The organism is Succinivibrio faecicola (genome assembly GCF_019448115.1).
In the GTDB taxonomy this organism is placed as follows: domain Bacteria; phylum Pseudomonadota; class Gammaproteobacteria; order Enterobacterales; family Succinivibrionaceae; genus Succinivibrio; species Succinivibrio faecicola.
Window position 1 is genome coordinate 170,598 of the sequence record NZ_JAGFNY010000001.1, and the last position, 17,963, is coordinate 188,560.

Genomic DNA, 17,963 nt, shown 5'->3' on the forward strand with positions numbered 1-17,963 from the left:
TATTTTGGTAATAGGACTATAAAAGATGAATAACAACTCAGATACATTTGTAACTGATTACTTTTTGGTAAAAAGATTCTGTCCTTCTCAAAAGCTGTTTGTAATGACAGATCTTCATGGATGCAGTCTTGCTATGAACAGACTTCTAAAGCACTATGACGGTCAGTCAAAAGTAGTATTTCTTGGCGATGCTATTGATCGTGGTCCTGACAGCTATGCTGTAATTAAAAGACTTATAGAGCTAGATGCGATATGCATTCTTGGAAATCACGAGTTTTTATCGCTTGAGACAATCTTTCCAGAAAAGTTTAATGATAAAAACTTTCCAGCACTGTGGTATGGCCTTAATGGAGGTAACTATACTCTAGATTCTTTTGATAAAGCTATAAAAAATGGTGCACAGCACATAAAAAATACGCTTGGAGTTGAATATCCATTACTTTATTCAGACTACATCAGAAGATGCAAGACTCATTATTTGTCTGGCAACATACTGTTCACTCATGCAGGTATTCCTCCTCATGAAAATGTAGAATTTTGTGATGATCCTTTTGACAGTAATTTTAACGATGCTGTTCTTTGGTGGAGACCTGATTGTGAAACTGAAATGTATAACGAAAAGCCAAGAGTGTTCAATGAAAAAGATGTTTTTTCAGTAAGTGGTCATACACCAACAACCCCATGTCAGGTAAGACAGAATTTTGGTATTAATCTTGATGCAGGATATACCTTAAAACTGGCATTGGAAATTGAGCCTGACTCTTGCAACAATAGCTGCAGATATAGAATATTTGGTACAAACTGCGATGAGGTAAATATTAATAAAGCCATAAAAACTGGACAATGCACCAATGAATTATTGTTAAAGCAAGAAAAAGAGGCTATTGAAAAGAAGATAGAACTATCAGGAATATAACGCTTAACAAACAAGATGGTAGACACTCATGTTATTTATTTTGAGTGTGATAAAAAAACTATTCATCTATTTGAATAAGAAAACGAAGTTTTAGAAACAACCTTAAACCGACAAAAAGAAAGAATACAATGAAACAGTCAAATCGCATAGAATTACTTTTACTTATTTTATTATGTGTAGAAGCATTACAAGGTATTGAAAGATTAGTAGATAGATTTTTTTAGTTCACTCTTTCAGCCACCTGTTTCCACACCTTCTAGATGATCCGGATTTTTTGGTACAAAAGACGGATCAACTTCGCTTGATATTGACGGATCACTTTCGTGATTTTTAACACGTGGATCAATTTTTTTAAATGAAGCGTAGGGGCTGCTCTCGAAGTAGTGAAGTACAGCGTTACATCATCTGACTTGGAGAAGCTCTCAAAAGAGGACTTCCAAGAATTAGACAGACACGCAATATCAGACAGTACAACTACTCAGGTGAATTAAAAGACGTTGAGCCAACGTTTGATGACATCGAAGACGAAAGTCTTTGGGAGCTACTCGAAGAAGAGTACTACCAGTGGAAGAATGGGCAGTACTCTTAGAGAAAATTTAATCGTACGGTTTAATTACTTTGTAGGAGTGACTACATAAAAGATACATCCCAGGATTGCAAAGAAAAAAAACAGAATTATAAAAAAATGCAGAATAGTCATCATAGTCTCCTTAATTTATTTAAATATTTTTTCAGCATAAAAGCACAGCAGATTAACGCTATAACAAGTACTACACCCATAATTGTAGCTAGTATTACTGATATTGACCAATTAAAATTAAAAAACAAATAAACAACTATCGCAGTTAACGATGTAATTATAAATTTAAATGTCTTTTCAAGATATTTAAGTGTTTTTTCAACGTACTGTTCTTCACTCATTTTCAATCTCCTTATCATCAAATAAATTTGTCTGTCCTGGCACTTCATTGCGAAGCTTTTTAGTCTGAAGTGCACCTTTCTCTCTATTGAGTTGTGCTCGTGTCACTTTGTCTGCAACTTCCTATGACACCTCTTGCAACTCAAAAAGCTTAGCGATCTGATTGCAGTGCGAACTTGTTTTTTTGCCGTTCCAAAGATAGTCAGCTAACTTTTGAATGACCTGACTTACGGTCAAACCGTACATAGAAGCAAAAGTCTTTAAATGCTCCATTTGCTCATCAGTACAGCTAAAGCTTCTCTGTGTCACTTTTTTAATTCTTGACATTTTATTCCATCTTTAAAGCGTATGATTATTTCTGATTTATTTGTTAACAGCTTAATTATAAGGGTTTTCGTTTATAGCTCAAAATCAAAAATGCATAAATTTACAATCTTTTGTAAATATTACTCAATGTCAGGTGAAACTATAATCCCTATTACAAATATTCTCAAAAGACATGAAGCCCTTTTTAATATGATGGATATTGATCCTATCGTACTTCAGAATACTAAACTGAAAAAAGCAACTCTAGACGATGATATGGGACTTACGGTGTGTTAATAAGATCGTGTAAGAATAAAACCGAGATCTTAGGGATATAAAAAAAGACAGACAACGCTGTCTCCTATAAGTGGCGGATGGAGTGAGATTCGAACTCACGGAGGGCGTAAACCCTCGACGGTTTTCAAGACCGTTGCATTCAACCGCTCTGCCATCCATCCGCAGGCTTCTTTGATACAATAAGAAGTAAACAAATTTTAAAGTTTTCATGAAACTTCTTTCGAAGTGGCGGATGGAGTGAGATTCGAACTCACGGAGGGCGTAAACCCTCGACGGTTTTCAAGACCGTTGCATTCAACCGCTCTGCCATCCATCCGCTGAAAACGGTATGTATTATAAGGATTTTTCAGAAAAAAGAAAGGACTTTTTTTAATTTTTTTTAATTTTTTTTACAAACGGCTTATATATCGCATTTGATTTTTATAAAAATTTCGCAATATAAAAAATCTGAACACTCATAATGAACAAAGCGTACAGATTTTTTTGAAAAAACTTGTCTTTAAATTATCTGATTTTTATATGAGCCTTGCCATCATTGCCCCTTGCTCTTACAAAACTAACTTTTCTCTGAACTGTTTTTGGGATCTTGTTTTGCTTGTAGAAGAATGATCTGTTATCAACATAAAGATTAACGGAGCCTTTTCCACCTTCTAGCTTTTTGCCATTGGAAAACTCTGAGTACAGATAATAAATGTCATTCTTGCTGTCTAGATTGACCTTCTCTGTCTTTTTTGGATTAACGTTATACCATCCGTCTACAACCCAGTCATTGTGCTTGTTATCAAGGTATGAAAACGCAAGCACGACAGTTGAATCAGTCTGATTCTCAATTGTTAACTCAAGAGAATGAGCACATTGCGCAGCAAGTGCCACTGACATAATGGCTGTAAACAGTTTTTTCATATTTAATCCTTATGGAGCGAAATAACCGCCCTTGTTGTTTTTGTTATTATCATCCTTATCTGATGAATCATCAGATACATTGAGTTTATCAGATTCATTTTCCAAGTGATCTTCTGATGATTCCAAGTTGCCATTGCTATCATATTTTTTGCTGACAACTTTGGCATTTTTAAGATCATGCTGTTTTATAAACCCCTCAATTCCATGATTTACCAGCTCATAGTGGAATGTTTTTACAAAGAGGATCATATAGATCATTGGAAGTAACATCATTACAAGATATGAAAATGTCACATTAAACAGGATCTGAAGTGTCATTACTACTGCACATATGGTATTTGCATAGCAGGACAGTCTTAAAAGGTTGCCAAAACTTGTTTTGATTTTTCCAACAATAGTAAACAAGAAATTAGACAGTGCTGCTGTTAGAACCACATTCAGGCCAAGCATGACAAAAGCAGCCAGAGCGTAGAACAAGAATGCAAAGGCATTTGCCATATCAGCTAAGGATTTTAAAGTATAAGGCTCTAAAAGATCGTTTAATGATCCTTTAGGACCAAGTGCATCAACATATCTTAATACAGTCCCCTTTGCATAGTTGAGTCTGAATGTTTTTGAATTGAATTCAATGATAGGTTCACTCTGAGATTCATACATTCTATCTTCAATATTAAAGACAACAGCAAGTACACCATCTTCTGTATATATCTGCTTGAAAGACTCGTTTTTATCAAATGTTCTTAAAGTACCTGTTCTGTCAAGATAGGTCTTTGGGATCTGATTTGCCACATAGATAACATTATTTTCAAGATGAAATGAAATAGTACTGCAAAGCTTTATTGTTGATGGAATTGAAACTAATATTGCAAGATACAGAAGAAAAAGAATTCCCTGTCCTCTTTTTTTAAACAGGACTTCAAAATAGAATGAAACCGAATACAAAGCACGAATCGGTGATGAAATAAAATTTATAAAATTGTTCATATATTCATAACTTCTGTGTTTTTTCTTTAGATTAACACAAAAAACACAAAAGAAACTGTTTTTTATGTGGTCTCTTGCATATATTCGGTGCAAAAAATCATAAATTTTACTGCAGTTGTATTTTTATACGATTTGCCGTTAAATATGTTAGTCTTCTGGACATAGTTATAAATTAGAAAACTAACAGGTAAATATTCATGTCAGCATTATTACTTGCAAGCAGATATCTTGCAAAATACACAGCATTATTCGTAATCGGAACAGCTGTTTTTGCTTATTTTGTTCCACAGTCATGCACCTTTGTAAAAGGTAATACACAGACATTAATACTTGGTATTATCATGCTTTCAATGGGTATGACACTTGGCCGTCAGGATTACAAGATCCTAGCTCAAAGACCTTTTGATATTCTGGTAGGTGCAATTGCTCAGTATACAATTATGCCTATTATTGCAATTGCTATTGCAAATGCATTTAACCTCTCAGAAGAACTTACCTTAGGTCTTGTTCTTGTTGGATGCTGCCCTGGTGGTGTATCTTCAAATATTATGAGTTTCCTTTGCAGAGGTGATGTTGCCTTCTCAGTTGGTATGACAACAGTTTCAACAATCGTATCACCTCTTGCAACACCTTTATTAGTAAGCTACCTTGTAGGCGAGAAAATTGAATTTGCTCTACTTCCAATGATTCAGTTCATGCTTATTGTTACTATTCTTCCTGTAGGCGTAGGCTCAATCTGTAACATCCTTTTCCACAAGTATGAGTTCTTCAAGAAAGTAAGAGAAGTTATGCCTGGTGTTGCTGTTATTGGCTTTGCACTGATTGTTGGTGGTGTAATTTCTGTACACGGTGAGAAATTCTTACAGTCAGGCCTAATCATCTTTGCATGTATTTTCTTACACAATGCATCAGGTTATATCTTAGGTTACTTAGCTGGTCGCTTCTTCAAGATGAGCAAAGCCAAGAAGAGAACACTTGCAATTGAGGTTGGTGTTCAGAATGCAGGTCTTGCAACAGGTCTTTGCGGCAAGTTCTTCCCAACATCAGCTGAAGCTGCTATCGCATCTGCAGTATCATGCGTATGGCACTCTATTTCTGGTACTATCCTTGCAAATATCTTTGCATGGTTTGACAAGAAAGAAGCTGAAGAAACTGACAGTCAGACTGAGCTTAAAAGCGAATAGTAAAGGATAACAAATGGAGCTTTCCAAAACAGTAAATCTTGCAAAAGAACTTGTCTGTATAAAGTCAGTTACACCTGATGACAACGGTTGTCAGGATCTGATTGCAAAGATTCTTGAGCCTTATGGATTTAGCATAAGATTCATAAGTTCCAACGGAACTAAAAATCTGCTGGCTTTTCATGGTACAGGTGCTCCATTAACCTTGTTTTTAGGTCATACAGATGTAGTTCCTACAGGTGATGAAACAACCTGGGACTACCCTCCTTTTAGTGGAAAAATCATCACTAAAGATGATGGTAAACACTATCTGTATGGCAGAGGCAGCTCTGATATGAAAGGTGGCGATGCAGCTATGATCTGCGCGATGCTTGAATATATAGAGCAAAAACCTGACCATAAAGGTACTATAGGTCTTTTATTAACATCTAATGAAGAAGGAGATGCCGTAGGCGGAACTCCTTATGTAGTTGAGTTTTTAAAAAAGGAAAACATCATCCCTGATTACTGCATTATAGGCGAGTGCTCTTGTGATGAGGTTTTCGGAGACTCAATTAAAAACGGTCGAAGAGGCGATCTGAATGCTACTATTGTTGTAAATGGTATTCAGGGTCATGCAGCTTTGGAACAGCATGCAAAAAATGCTGTTTTTGAAGCATCCCGTTTTATTAGTGCAATGCTTGATAATCCTATAGATAATGGTACACAATTCTTCCCACCAACTTCTTTTCAGGTATCTAACATAAGTGCAGGTACTGGTGCTGATAATGTTATTCCCGGAGTTTGCACATTAAGATGCAACTTTAGATGGAACGATTTACAGACCCCTGAGAAAATTGAAAAGCATGTAAGGGAAGTTGCAAAATCCTGTGGTATTGACTGCACAATGGATTTTAGAGAAGAAGGCAAACCATTCTTAACAAAAGAGGGTTTACTTATCGATGCTCTAAAAGCCTCTATTATTGAAGTTACAGGAATTACACCATCTCTTGGCACTTCAGGTGGTACATCTGATGGTAGATTCATTAGACATCTTGGCACTCAGACAGTTGAATTCGGTCCAGTGTCAAATCTTATACACAAGGTAAATGAAATGGTCTGCACAGAAGATCTTGATTCACTTACTAGAATCTATGTAAAAACTCTTGAAAAACTTATGAAGTAGATTTTAAGAAAAAAAGGGGCTTATAAAAAAATTAAGGTCTGTTCATTTAATGAGCAGACCTTTTTTAAGCCTGATAATTCAGGCTTAACTATCGATGATTAGGCATTCTCGCTTACAAATGCAGCTAAGGCCTTATCTAAAAGCTTCATAGCCTCATCTACAGTTTTCTTCTTGATATTAAGAGCAGGAGCTAAACGAAGAACATCACCGTGAGCAACCAATGTAAGAAGCTTCTGTTCAAAACACTTCTTCTGAAGAACACCTGACTTTCCTGAATACTTGTCATTTAGAACAAGACCTAGAAGTAAGCCTTCACCACGAACAGTCTTGAATACATTGTACTTTTCGTTAAGCTTCATAACATTATCAGTAATGTATGAGCTCATCTTCTTAACGTTCTCAAGGAACTCACTCTTTGAAACAACGTCTATAACATATGAGCCAACTGAGCATGCTAAAGCATTACCACCAAAGGTTGAACCATGAGTACCAGGAACAAAGTGCTTTGCAAACTCATCAGTAGTCATAACAGCACCGATAGGTAAACCTGCAGCAAGCCCCTTTGCTGAAGTTAGAATATCAGGCTTTACCGGGGTCTGCTCGTAAGCATATAAGGTACCGGAACGTGCAACACCAGTCTGAACCTCATCAAAGATTAATGCAGCATTAAACTTGGTGCAAAGCTCTCTTACGGTCTTTAAAAACTCATCATCAGCCTTTAGAATACCACCCTCACCTTGAATAGGCTCAAGAATAACACCACAGGTCTTATCTGAAATTGCCTTCTTGAAAGCATCTACATCATTAAATGGAATGTGGGTGATAGCAGCAGGTTTTGGACCAAAACCATCTGAATATGATTCCTGACCTCCTACAGTCACTGAGAAGAATGTTCTGCCATGGAAGCTGTTTACAAATGAGATGATCTCGTTTTTGTCAGCACCATAATTATCAAAAGCAACACGACGTGCCAGTTTTAAGGCTGTCTCATTTGCCTCAGCGCCTGAATTTACAAAGAAAACCTTCTGATAACCGGTCTTTTCAACAAGCTTTTTAGCAAGTGTAAGAGTGTACTCATTACAGAAGATATTACTTACATGAATAAGATTCTTTACTGTCTTTTTGATAACTTTCTGAACATCTGATGGTGTATGACCAAGACAGTTAACAGCAATACCTGAAGTTAAATCAAGGTACTTATTGCCTTCGTTATCATAAATATATGAGCCATGAGCTTTTTTGATAACCATGTTCATTGGGTTATAGCAAGGGAACATGACCTCGTTGAATGTATTTCTTGTAATCTTCATTATTGGTGATCCTTCATATTGTAGATGTATGCAACTTCGTCACATTCAGCTCTCTTTGGGCAGTTTTCACAATCCTTTAAAATCTTTTCTGGTAAAGCCTCAATAACAGTCTTCTGGAATCCAACCTTTGAGAAGAACTCTGGAGAGCGGGTTAAAACGAATACTCTCTGGATAAACATCTTTGAAGCACGCTTTAAAAGATAATTTACAATTGCTCTGCCCTGACCCTGTCGTTGAATAACAGGTGAAACACCTAAAGAGCGTATTTCAGCAAGACCGGAGTCATATACATAAAGACAGGCACAGCCTACAACCTGCTCATCCTTTACGCATACGGCAAAAGTCTGAATACCTCTGATAATATCATTACGCTTTCTTGGAAGATTCTGTCCCTGCTTTGCCCAGTACTCAATCATTTCCATAAGTGAGTCAACATCAGCCAGGGTTGCCTGACGAACGATGAAATTAGCCTTTTCCTGCTTTAAAAACACCTGATTTAAAGTTACAAGGGCACCTGTAATGGTATCAAGATCATCTTTTGACATCTTGCCACTCTGATTTAAGGTAACAACCTTGTCGTAAATCTCTTCTAAGGTATTCTGCTTTAATTCATCTAAAAGAACGAAATTTGAATCTTTAACTAAGTTTTCCACTATCACAAAACTCCACAACAAATCCTGAAACTAAAAATTTATGCCTTAAAAACAGTTCCAAGAGGTCGCCGTGAAATTAGGTTCATAGCAAGATTCTCATCTTTGTAGGATGCGATGTATACATTCTTCTTGATAAGCTTTGTGGCATCTAAAGCTGATTTAACCTTGACAGTCATACCACCAGAAATGGTACCGTCTGCAATAAGAGCATTCATTTTTTCTTCATCAAGCTCTTCAATCAGATTACCATTCTTATCAAGAACACCTGGTACATCAGAAATGTAATATAAAGGAGCGTTAAGCACACGTGCAATAGCTAATGCAGCATCGTCTGCATTAACATTATAAAGCTCACCGTTGTCATCATGAGCTAAAGAAGCAATGACCGGGGTATAGCCGTTATCAAGCAGCAGATTCAGAAACTTTCCATCACCTGGCTCTACGGCACCTACCATTCCAAGGTCAGAAGACAGCTGTGAAACACTAATAGTCTTGCCATCTGAAGCAAGAATACCAATTGCATTCAGGCCATTGCTGATAGCTAAAGCCTGCAGTGATTTATTGCACTGTCCTGCAAGAGCTGCACTGATATATGGCATCTGCTCTTTTGGACTTACACGTAAACCATCTTTTTTCACAACTTCAAGTTTTAAGGCCTTGAACAGGGCATCAACTTCTACGCCACCACCATGAACAACAACAAGTCTGTGTGAATTCGCAGCTTTGAAAAGCTTTGATAATTCTTCAATTCCACCTAAAGCTTTTCCACTTAATTTTACTACTACTGTATCTTGTGTCATTTTTCTTTAACAAATGTGATTAAACATAGACATAGATGTGACATCGCTGTCACATCTGATTATACAATTATTTTTCTCAATGTGAATAAAATGACTTATAAAAGTCCTTCTAATTCATCAAAGCCATAGTACAGGTTCAGGATCTGAAGTGCCTGTGCTGAAGCTCCCTTTAAAAGATTGTCAATACATGAGCATACTACGATATAGCCATCCTTCATAGCATAGCCGATATCGCAAAATGGAGTGTACTGAACATCCTGAAGTTTAGGCATACCATCCTTTACTCTTACAAGAGGCTTGTTCTTATAGTATGCAAAGGCATCGTCAACCATCTGCTTTGTTACACCATCTTTTAATTTTGCATTAACAGTTGCGTGAATACCCTGCTTAAAATCACCCAGATGAGGTGTAAATATAACTTCAGTTCCTAAGTGCTCAGCAATTTCTGGCTGATGACGGTGAGTAAATACACCATATGCATTTACGCTAACCTCACAGAATGAATTTGTAAGTTTGGCTTTTCTACCTGCACCTGATACACCTGAGATTGCATTAATAGATGGTCTGTAATTTAAATCAAGAAGATTATTGTCAATTAATGGACGAAGTGCCAACTGTGATGCTGTAGGATAGCAGCCTGGCAGAGAAATCATTCTGGTGTTTCTAAGTTCATCAAGATTTACATACTCGCCTAAAGCATAAACAGCCTTCTTTAAAAGATCAGTATGCTCATGAGCAAAACCATAAGCACTTTCAAAAACAGATGTATCTGAAATTCTAAATGCACCTGATAAATCGAATACTGCTATTCCAGCTTCAACTAAAGAAGGAGCAAGATCGTGGCTTACCTTATGATCTGTTGCTAAAAATACAGCATCTGCTCTTCCGATAATATCCTTTGCAGATGACAGTGGCTCTAAAGATAATGAGCAGATACCATCTAATGAACCGTAAAGCTCACTGATCTTCTTGCCCTTATCAGCTGAGTTTTCAGAAACAAAAAGTGCAGTTAATTCAAGATTTGAATGTTTACTAATCATTCTTACAAGCTGACAGCCTGCATAACCAGAAGCACCAACAATGGCAACTTTTTTCATAAGATAACTCCGATCCTTATTTTAAGTAATAATCTGCTAGTCTACTTGAAAACACATACAAATTGTAAATTATATTTATTCATAATTTTATGCACCAAAAAGATGAAAACACACGCCTCATATGTGTATTTTCACCTGTAGAATTAAGAATTTGCACTCAAAAGGAAGAAAACTGACATTCTCAACTAGCAAAGCAAAGATGATCCTGACGTTCTACTTTTAATCTGCATGTTCATCTGCTGTTTTGTACCATTGAAAACTGCAATAGCAAAGCTGTTTATCTGACTGATTAAGGAGCATCAAAGCATATTCTTTCAAGACAATATAAGATTGTTAAAAAATCCTGTTTTGAATGCTTTTATCACACAAAAGTATGGTAGTACTGCACCTTTTAATAAAAACTTTGTTGTGACAGTGACCAGAAAATCAGAAATATAAGTTGAAAAAATATCTAATTTAACTAAATATGAGTTTTGTATAACCAAAGGATATTTATATGAAAAAGATTTTTTTATTGCTTTTGATTTTTTCACTAAATTCTTTTGCTTCTGACTTTATTACGCCAAAACAGGCAGCTTATCATAAAGGCAGAACTCAAACTGTATGTGCAAAAGCTGTTCAGGTGGTTACAAAAAATGGAATCACTTATGTGAACTTTGAAAAGAAATACCCAAATCAGACTTTTTATCTTTTTATAACCCAAAAAGAAAACTACATCGATCTTAAAAAGGTAGCAGGTAAAAAGATCTGCTCTCACGGAAAAATCGAACTTTATAAGAATATTCCAATGCACAAGAATCCAAAATCAATAATGATCATGAAATAGGATTTGAATTGAAAAAGAAAACCAAGAATAATCGTCTTTTTACAGTCCTGAAAATCGCAGGTATTTGTTTATCTGTGTCACTTAATGCATCTTATGCAAAAGAAAAGGATTTTGTTTTTGTAATTGATAAAAGCATAAAAAAGTCTGTTTTTAACCCTCATCCTATGAAAGATGATCTTGTTCTGCCTCTTCCTTGCGGATCAGAAAAATACAACATTGTATTTAGAAAAATTTATACAAATGATCTATCAGACAGTGATATGACCAATGGATATACATTTTTTGACGGCTCAGAAGATCCTCTAAATGCAGCAATACAGTCAAAAAGAAAATGCAATGTTCGAGGAAACTTTTCAGACAGTAAAGGAAACTTTTTCTATCTGTCAAAATATGAGCTTACCAAAGGACAATATGAAGCAATAGTCCTTAATAAGTGCAAGAGTACTCCATCAGTAAAGGATGCTGTAGCAATGAGCAATATCAGCATCGATGAGGCAAGAAACGTAGCAAAGATTTATTCTGATTTTCTTCAAAAATCAGACAAGACACCAAAAGTACAAAATGAAAAGGCTTATGCTTCATTACCATATGAATGCTACTGGTCTTTTGCTCAAAGAGGCGGTCTTAGTGTAAATAAAAACAGTCTTGAGGATGATACAAGATTAGCCGATCCGTCAAAAACAGTTAAGGATTATGCCTGGGGTTATGGTCCTGACAGTTCAAATGGCAAGGTTCAGGTAATTGGAATGAAACTTCCATCTGACCTTGGTCTATTTGACATGCTTGGAAATGTTCAAGAGTATATGGATGAGCCTTTTCAGGCAACAGTACAAGGTGATCTTTTAGCTCAGAAAGGCGGAAGTACTGTACGTGGAGGCAGTATTCTTACACCTTTTTCTCTAATGACAAACTCACTTAGAACAGAAAAAAAACGCTATACAAATGGCAATCCTACAAAAGCTGAAGATACAGGCATGCGACTCATGCTCAACGTATCTGTTACTCTTGATAGAGAAACTCTAAAGAAGCTTGAATCAGACGTTATCAAAAAGAATGCTTCAAGAAAAACAATGATAAAACAAGATGATGAGCAAAAAAACACGTCTAATCTTGCGTTTAGTGTAAAAGAAAATGCATTTGATGCAAACAAAAAACAAAAGGATACGGATAATTACAGATATATATCGCCTTACAAGGCTGCAGTTTATATCGGCCAATTTAAGAAAGTCTGCGGATTCGTTTATCAGGTTAAGGTAAAAAACAATCAGGGATATCTGAACTTTGGAGGAAGATACCCTAATCAGAAATTTGTCGTATATATCAACAAGATGTACAAATACGGCAATATTTATGATTATTCAGGCAAGAAGGTCTGTGTTACAGGCACAATAAAAAGCTATCGTTCTATGCCAGAAATCATTAATCCTTACACTCTTGAGTTACAGAATTAAGGCTTTTTTGAGCAAAACTCTTTATGATTAATGCTCTTACCATCAAGAATGCACTGAACAAGGTTTTCGCCTTCATAAACCAGCTTTAAGGAGAAAAAGTCTTTTCTTGTCTTAAGAAGATGAAAGAAAACTTTGTCGCCTTCCGCTAATTAGGATCTACAAAAAACTATAAAATTATACAAATTGTTAATAATTATAATCTTTTAACCTAATTCCTGCTTCACAACTGCTGGTTGCTATCCCATTTATTACTAAATCAGATAACAGAGCCGTCAGCTCCACAGGCTTAAGTTCGGAGCTAGCTGCTCCTACGTTTTTTATCTGTTGTCTCAGGTTTATTGCTGCATTCAAATCTCGGTCTATAGTTATTCCACATTCAGGACATTCATAGACTCGATCTTTGAGTGTTAATTCTTTTTTTAGTGCACCACACTTACTGCAAAACTTTGAGCTTGCAAAAAACATATCAACTTCTTGTAGAAATCGATGTTTACTTTCCATTTTGTATTTAAGATTTTGTTTAATCTTGTAAAAGCCAATATCACTTATTGCCCTGGCAAGTTTTTTGTTTGCCATCATCCCTTTTACGTTTAGATTTTCCATACAGATGTATTCATAGTGATTAGCCAGAATTGTTGTTATCTTTTGAGTAAAATCATTTCGTATATTGGTGATAGAACAATATAGCTTACTTACTTTTTTAGATTGCTTTATATAATTACAAGACACCTTCGTCTTATCACCTTTGGTTCTTGGGTGATTCTTTCGATTAAGCTGTCTTTGTAATTTTGCAAGTTTTCTAAGCTTTTTCCTTAATGGTTTTGGTGCGTCAATACTGATTCTATCTGATAACATCAGTGCGGATTTTATTCCTAAATCAATACCAACTGCAGTATTATTTTGCACTGCTGCCTTATGTGTTCTTTGATATTCTTCTTCAGATATTTCTACACTGAATGATGCAAAAATTCGGTCCGCTCTCTGGGAGATTGTTACACTGTTGATGTGTCCATTGAATCTGAGTTTTTCTTTCAGCTGTACGTATCCGAAGTTTGGTATATTCAAATACTGTTTATTACTGTGATTTTCTAACTTCTTTGAGCATGTTTTCCCTATAACAATTTTTACTTGGTCTCCTCCAATGTAGAATCTGCCTCGATGATAGCTTTTCTTTTGAAATGCAGGAAAACCGACCTTCCTTTTGCTGTTCTTCTTATTTTTTACATTACTAAAGTATTTTGATACTGCTTGTCCAAAATTAATGAAACTCTGCTGTGAGGCATATTTTGTTACCTCGTATGTAAAAGGATATTTTTCCTTACGGATTGCATTAAACTCTTTCTTGTAGTCCTGCCATGTAGGTAGTTTTGGTTTCTCTGGTTCCTGTGTAAATTGGAGTGGTGATTTTTTATATTCTGATAATTCTTTATTATATTTACTCATCGCTGCACAGTGTGCTGCATAATCCTTATTAAACTTTTCTACGCACCAGTTGTAGGCAAATCTTCTGACTCCAAAAGCCTTTCGACAATAAGTAATAAACTTATTGTTTGCTCTTAGCTCAATAACCTGTCCTACAATCATTCTTCCTTTTACCTGTCAGTTTCTGCTGCTTCTTTTAATCTATCTAATAATTTCTTATTCTTTTTACTTCCGCTTCCGTACAATCTTGCTGAAAATACTGTTATGATTTCAAGAACATCTTTTGCTAAATCCTCTTCAAAACTTGGCTTATCTTCTCCTCGATTTATAATAACCACCTCTACACCTTTAGCTTCACAAATTGAGAATATAAGCTCTGCTCCAAATCTTAGTAATCTATCCTTGTGCGTCAATACCAGTCTTTTTACTTCATTATTTAAGATCTTATTGATTAAAGAAGTCAGTCCTTTCTTATAATAATTCATTCCTGATCCTAGATCAGTTATCATTTCAAACTGATAACCATGCTCAGCACAGTATAATTCAAGAACCTGAGCCTGTCTTTTTAAATCATCTTTCTGATCGTGACTGCTTACTCTAGCATAAGCGACAGTATATCTGTTATCACCTTGAACTGGTATTTCTTTTCCAGATAATTGAAGAATATGTTCAAGGTTGTATCGTCTTGTACCACCTGGAGAAATACTGTCAGGTTTTAATTTACCTGACTTTTCCCAATTTCTTAACGTCTGAACATGAACACCTAATAATTTTGCTGCTTGTCCTATTGAAATAATCTTATTCATAAGTCTAAATCTAAAAATAATTATTTAGATATTATAAACTATTTATATGTTTAATTAAACTGTTATTTACCCATAAAGGCAGATCAAAAATCCTATCTTTTTTAAACCACTCAAGATCACCTTCGCTGCATTGAGTATTCATTACACCAGAAAAATCATCTGAAGTATATAAAAACATATATACAACACAATGGCAGTCTGAAACAAAGGTTATAATGCCACGAAGTGCATATGAATTAAGAGTAAGTCCTGTTTCCTCCATTGTTTCACGAACAATGCACTCATCAGGAGATTCTCCATCCTCAATGTGTCCACCTATACCTATCCATTTATCCTTATTAATGTCTTTTTCTTTCTTCACTCTGTGAAGCATAAGATAGCAATCATCTTTTTCAAGATAACAGACAGTTGTAAGTTCTGATTTTGTTCTAACCATGATGTTTTTAAATGCTTTGCCTAAAATATCAGCTTTTCTTATAAGACTCAAAAAGTTTCTGACATTTTTTAGGTGGGACTTTTTTCTTTTTTACATAAGTCTTATTTTTTGGATCAGGTGCCTTTGGATGAAGCCAGCTGTATAGTTCTGCACCACAGCCATCGCCTGATGGAACAGGATCCTGCTTTTGGCATGATGGCGAATCAACAGGACACTTAAGACGAACATGCATATGAGCTCTGTGACCAAACCATGGTCTTATTTTTGACAGCCAAGCTCTATCTTCGTTCTTGTAAAGATCACATAAAGTCTTTTTTATTCCTGGAGCTACAAAGATCCTTTCAACCTTAGGATCTGATGCTGCAAGATAAATTAGTTTTACATGATTCTGATTAAATTGCTTTGTCTTATTGTTTTTAGTATCAACAATATAGATTTCCTTTGGATGAGACAGCTCATATTCTGTCTTTTTATGATTTGCAAAATCAAAAGATATATCTACATCAAGACCTGACTGATGAGATCCATGATTTGAACGAGGACCAAAAGAACCGCCAACCGGGGATGACAGATCACCTACTAGCAATGCAGGAAGTTTATTCTTCTTAGCCTTTACAGATAAATTTTTAATAAAAGAAAGCAATGATGGATGACCATAGTTTCTGTCTTTGCCCCACTTTTGAATCTGATAGTGCTCTCCAGAATGCAGAGGTTTAGCACCTGCAATACATCCGTTCGCATAAGAGCCAATTACCTCAGAACAAAAAGCGCCAAGAGAACAAATTACAAGAAAACCAAAAAGAATAATCTTTACAAACTTCATAATTACGAGAAAGATAACAGCTTTTTAAGAAAACCAAGTCTTGCAGGTGGATTAATTTTGAAAAGAATAGAAATCTCCTGGAAACAATATGTTTTCTCAACAGGTTCTAATGAACGCTGTCTTACAAGATTTACGCAGTTTTGAAGAAAATTGTACAGATCTGCTAAGTATGGATAAGCCTCTTTCTGAAGAATTTCAGATAAAAGCTTTCTTATATCCTTAAGTTCGTCTGAATCATTGTATTTAGGAACTGCAGCAATATCTGTAAATGAATATCCAGTAATAAACTCAAGCCATACTTTAAGATCAGAGCCTACCCATATATCAGAAAAAACATTCTTAGCCTGCAGATAGAATGACTGAATATTATTAACAGCATAATCAGATGATACTTCTCTATCCTTTCCACGACCTTTAACGTCAAAGCTAATAAACAGAAGCTGCCCTGAGTTCTGTCTTATATACCTTGCATCGCGTGCTTCCTTGAAGAAATAGTATTTCTGAGCTGTTCTGTTCTTCTCATCAATCTTCTTCATTTTCTTAAAATCAAGATATTCATAGCTCTTTTCAGCTCTTGCTCTGAAAGACTGTCTGACAAGAGATGAGATTAGTTTCTTTTTCTGAGAAGGATTTAAGAATATATCGAGATTATCAATGATGAAATATGAAAAATGCTCTTTGTTTGCTGAATTTAGACATGAAAAATCGCCATGAGCTAAAGCAATATTCTTAGCAACTTCAGTCTTATGCTGATAAAGCGCATAAAAACACAGTACCCACAGCTGAATATCAAAATTCATCACTCTGGTGAAGATAAATGATGCCAGATCGTTTACACCGGTCAGGTTAGAGGATGAGAATGCAACATTGCGCTTGAACTCCCAGTCGTTAGCGTACATTCCAAGCTCAAACCAGTTGATTCTGTCAGATAAGGTACCATCAAAAAGCTCGTTAATCATCTCATCGGTGGTACTCTCAAAAGAATCACACTCAACATTAAACCACTGTTTTTTGGTATCAGGAAGAGGCCATATCAGACTCATCTGAAGATTGCCTAATGACAGATTCTTTTTTAGTTTAGGATTTTCAATGCAGTTGTTTAAAAACTCCCACAAAGCTGCCATTTTATAAAGTTTTTTGAGCAAAGGAGTGTAATTGGTATTCTTTGCATTATCATCAAGAATACCAACGAAACGACACATCTGATCGAGTGTTGTGCACTCTAATGCCTTCTGTGAATTAGCTTGTTCAGAGCAGAATGTCTTTTCCCACATTCTTTTAATACTCTGAAATTCACCTGCTGAATTAACAATGGCATTAACGGGCTCTATTCCTTCATCAAAACAGACTATACATCTGTTTTTAAGGTAATCACTTGATAACATATCATCAAGTGAAGGAAGTTTATCATCTTTTTCGATTCGCTCTTTTGTAATACCTATTGCAGAATAAACATCAGGCCATCTGATTTTATTCAGAGTGACATCAGGCTTTAGGTATGTATGAACATAAACCTCAGGTCTGTTCTCTTTGCCTGGAGAGAAGCTTAATGCAGCATACTCAAGAGCGTACTCAGCCTCACCTTCATTTGATGAATATACATCAACAAAATAAACAGTTGACTGAGAAGATGAAGACTGTAAAAGAGCCCTGGTTAACATTTACTCT

18 protein-coding genes and 2 tRNA genes are annotated in these 17,963 nt (G+C 35.7%); 5 read left to right on the top strand and 15 right to left on the bottom strand.

Annotation, left to right across the window (positions count from 1 at the left end; translation table 11 throughout):
• The first annotated feature begins 25 nt into the window (after positions 1 to 25).
• Positions 26 to 916, top strand: coding sequence for a metallophosphoesterase (locus J5V48_RS00855; RefSeq protein ID WP_219935976.1), 891 nt, complete (start codon positions 26 to 28; stop codon positions 914 to 916).
• A 699-nt stretch (positions 917 to 1,615) separates the two neighbouring features.
• Here J5V48_RS00855 and J5V48_RS00860 read toward each other — a convergent pair.
• From J5V48_RS00860 to J5V48_RS00885, 6 genes are all read right to left on the bottom strand, one after another.
• Entirely contained in the window at positions 1,616 to 1,837 is a 222-nt protein-coding gene (locus J5V48_RS00860) for a hypothetical protein (protein ID WP_219935978.1), read from the bottom strand.
• 121 nt (positions 1,838 to 1,958) lie between these two features.
• The gene (locus tag J5V48_RS00865; RefSeq protein WP_219935980.1) at positions 1,959 to 2,162 is read right to left on the bottom strand and encodes a hypothetical protein; all 204 of its coding nucleotides are present in this window, start codon (positions 2,160 to 2,162) and stop codon (positions 1,959 to 1,961) included.
• A 347-nt stretch (positions 2,163 to 2,509) separates the two neighbouring features.
• A tRNA-Ser gene (locus J5V48_RS00870) sits at positions 2,510 to 2,599 on the bottom strand.
• Between the two features lie 65 nt (positions 2,600 to 2,664).
• Positions 2,665 to 2,754, bottom strand: a tRNA-Ser gene (locus tag J5V48_RS00875).
• A gap of 188 nt (positions 2,755 to 2,942) precedes the next feature.
• Positions 2,943 to 3,341: a DUF1036 domain-containing protein gene (locus tag J5V48_RS00880; RefSeq protein ID WP_219935982.1), complete on the bottom strand. Its 399-nt coding sequence runs from the start codon at positions 3,339 to 3,341 to the stop codon at positions 2,943 to 2,945.
• A gap of 9 nt (positions 3,342 to 3,350) precedes the next feature.
• Positions 3,351 to 4,325 carry a DUF1189 family protein gene (locus tag J5V48_RS00885; RefSeq protein ID WP_219935984.1) on the bottom strand — a complete coding sequence of 325 codons (975 nt, stop codon included), beginning with the start codon at positions 4,323 to 4,325 and terminating at the stop codon, positions 3,351 to 3,353.
• A 197-nt stretch (positions 4,326 to 4,522) separates the two neighbouring features.
• On the opposite strand from J5V48_RS00885, the gene J5V48_RS00890 reads away from it, so the two are divergent.
• Together J5V48_RS00890 and dapE are read left to right on the top strand one after the other, a co-directional pair.
• Positions 4,523 to 5,509: a bile acid:sodium symporter family protein gene (locus J5V48_RS00890; protein ID WP_219935986.1), complete on the top strand. Its 987-nt coding sequence runs from the start codon at positions 4,523 to 4,525 to the stop codon at positions 5,507 to 5,509.
• A gap of 13 nt (positions 5,510 to 5,522) precedes the next feature.
• Positions 5,523 to 6,671 carry a succinyl-diaminopimelate desuccinylase gene (gene dapE, locus J5V48_RS00895; RefSeq protein ID WP_219935988.1) on the top strand — a complete coding sequence of 383 codons (1,149 nt, stop codon included), beginning with the start codon at positions 5,523 to 5,525 and terminating at the stop codon, positions 6,669 to 6,671.
• Between the two features lie 98 nt (positions 6,672 to 6,769).
• Here the strand turns inward: dapE and J5V48_RS00900 are convergent, their stop codons facing one another.
• From J5V48_RS00900 to argC, 4 genes are all read right to left on the bottom strand, one after another.
• Positions 6,770 to 7,981: an acetylornithine/succinyldiaminopimelate transaminase gene (locus tag J5V48_RS00900; RefSeq protein WP_219935989.1), complete on the bottom strand. Its 1,212-nt coding sequence runs from the start codon at positions 7,979 to 7,981 to the stop codon at positions 6,770 to 6,772.
• Positions 7,981 to 8,634 carry an N-acetyltransferase gene (locus tag J5V48_RS00905; RefSeq protein WP_288136355.1) on the bottom strand — a complete coding sequence of 218 codons (654 nt, stop codon included), beginning with the start codon at positions 8,632 to 8,634 and terminating at the stop codon, positions 7,981 to 7,983. Before J5V48_RS00905 ends, J5V48_RS00900 begins: the two co-directional genes overlap by 1 nt.
• A gap of 38 nt (positions 8,635 to 8,672) precedes the next feature.
• A complete protein-coding gene (argB, locus tag J5V48_RS00910) occupies positions 8,673 to 9,434 on the bottom strand; it encodes an acetylglutamate kinase (protein ID WP_219935991.1) in 762 nt (253 codons plus the stop codon).
• 95 nt (positions 9,435 to 9,529) lie between these two features.
• On the bottom strand, positions 9,530 to 10,531 hold the full coding sequence (gene argC, locus J5V48_RS00915; protein ID WP_219935993.1) for an N-acetyl-gamma-glutamyl-phosphate reductase: 1,002 nt from the start codon (positions 10,529 to 10,531) through the stop codon (positions 9,530 to 9,532).
• A 496-nt stretch (positions 10,532 to 11,027) separates the two neighbouring features.
• On the opposite strand from argC, the gene J5V48_RS00920 reads away from it, so the two are divergent.
• Positions 11,028 to 11,357 (top strand): hypothetical protein, encoded by a 330-nt coding sequence (locus J5V48_RS00920; RefSeq protein ID WP_219935995.1) that lies wholly within the window; start codon positions 11,028 to 11,030, stop codon positions 11,355 to 11,357.
• Between the two features lie 8 nt (positions 11,358 to 11,365).
• Positions 11,366 to 12,808 (top strand): SUMF1/EgtB/PvdO family nonheme iron enzyme, encoded by a 1,443-nt coding sequence (locus J5V48_RS00925; RefSeq protein WP_219935997.1) that lies wholly within the window; start codon positions 11,366 to 11,368, stop codon positions 12,806 to 12,808.
• Between the two features lie 186 nt (positions 12,809 to 12,994).
• Here J5V48_RS00925 and J5V48_RS00930 read toward each other — a convergent pair whose 3' ends face one another.
• The 5 genes from J5V48_RS00930 to J5V48_RS00950 are packed head-to-tail and all read right to left on the bottom strand — an operon-like array spanning position 12,995 to position 17,956.
• Positions 12,995 to 14,392 carry an RNA-guided endonuclease InsQ/TnpB family protein gene (locus J5V48_RS00930; RefSeq protein WP_219935999.1) on the bottom strand — a complete coding sequence of 466 codons (1,398 nt, stop codon included), beginning with the start codon at positions 14,390 to 14,392 and terminating at the stop codon, positions 12,995 to 12,997.
• 8 nt (positions 14,393 to 14,400) lie between these two features.
• Positions 14,401 to 15,036 (bottom strand): IS607 family transposase, encoded by a 636-nt coding sequence (locus J5V48_RS00935; protein ID WP_219936001.1) that lies wholly within the window; start codon positions 15,034 to 15,036, stop codon positions 14,401 to 14,403.
• A gap of 31 nt (positions 15,037 to 15,067) precedes the next feature.
• Complete coding sequence (locus J5V48_RS00940; RefSeq protein ID WP_219936003.1) at positions 15,068 to 15,523, bottom strand: NUDIX hydrolase; 456 nt, start codon at positions 15,521 to 15,523, stop codon at positions 15,068 to 15,070.
• Positions 15,501 to 16,295 carry a penicillin-insensitive murein endopeptidase gene (gene mepA / locus J5V48_RS00945; protein WP_219936005.1) on the bottom strand — a complete coding sequence of 265 codons (795 nt, stop codon included), beginning with the start codon at positions 16,293 to 16,295 and terminating at the stop codon, positions 15,501 to 15,503. The genes J5V48_RS00940 and mepA overlap by 23 nt, the downstream gene beginning before the upstream one ends.
• A 2-nt stretch (positions 16,296 to 16,297) precedes the next feature.
• Complete coding sequence (locus J5V48_RS00950; protein ID WP_219936006.1) at positions 16,298 to 17,956, bottom strand: hypothetical protein; 1,659 nt, start codon at positions 17,954 to 17,956, stop codon at positions 16,298 to 16,300.
• Positions 17,957 to 17,963: the final 7 nt, after the last annotated feature.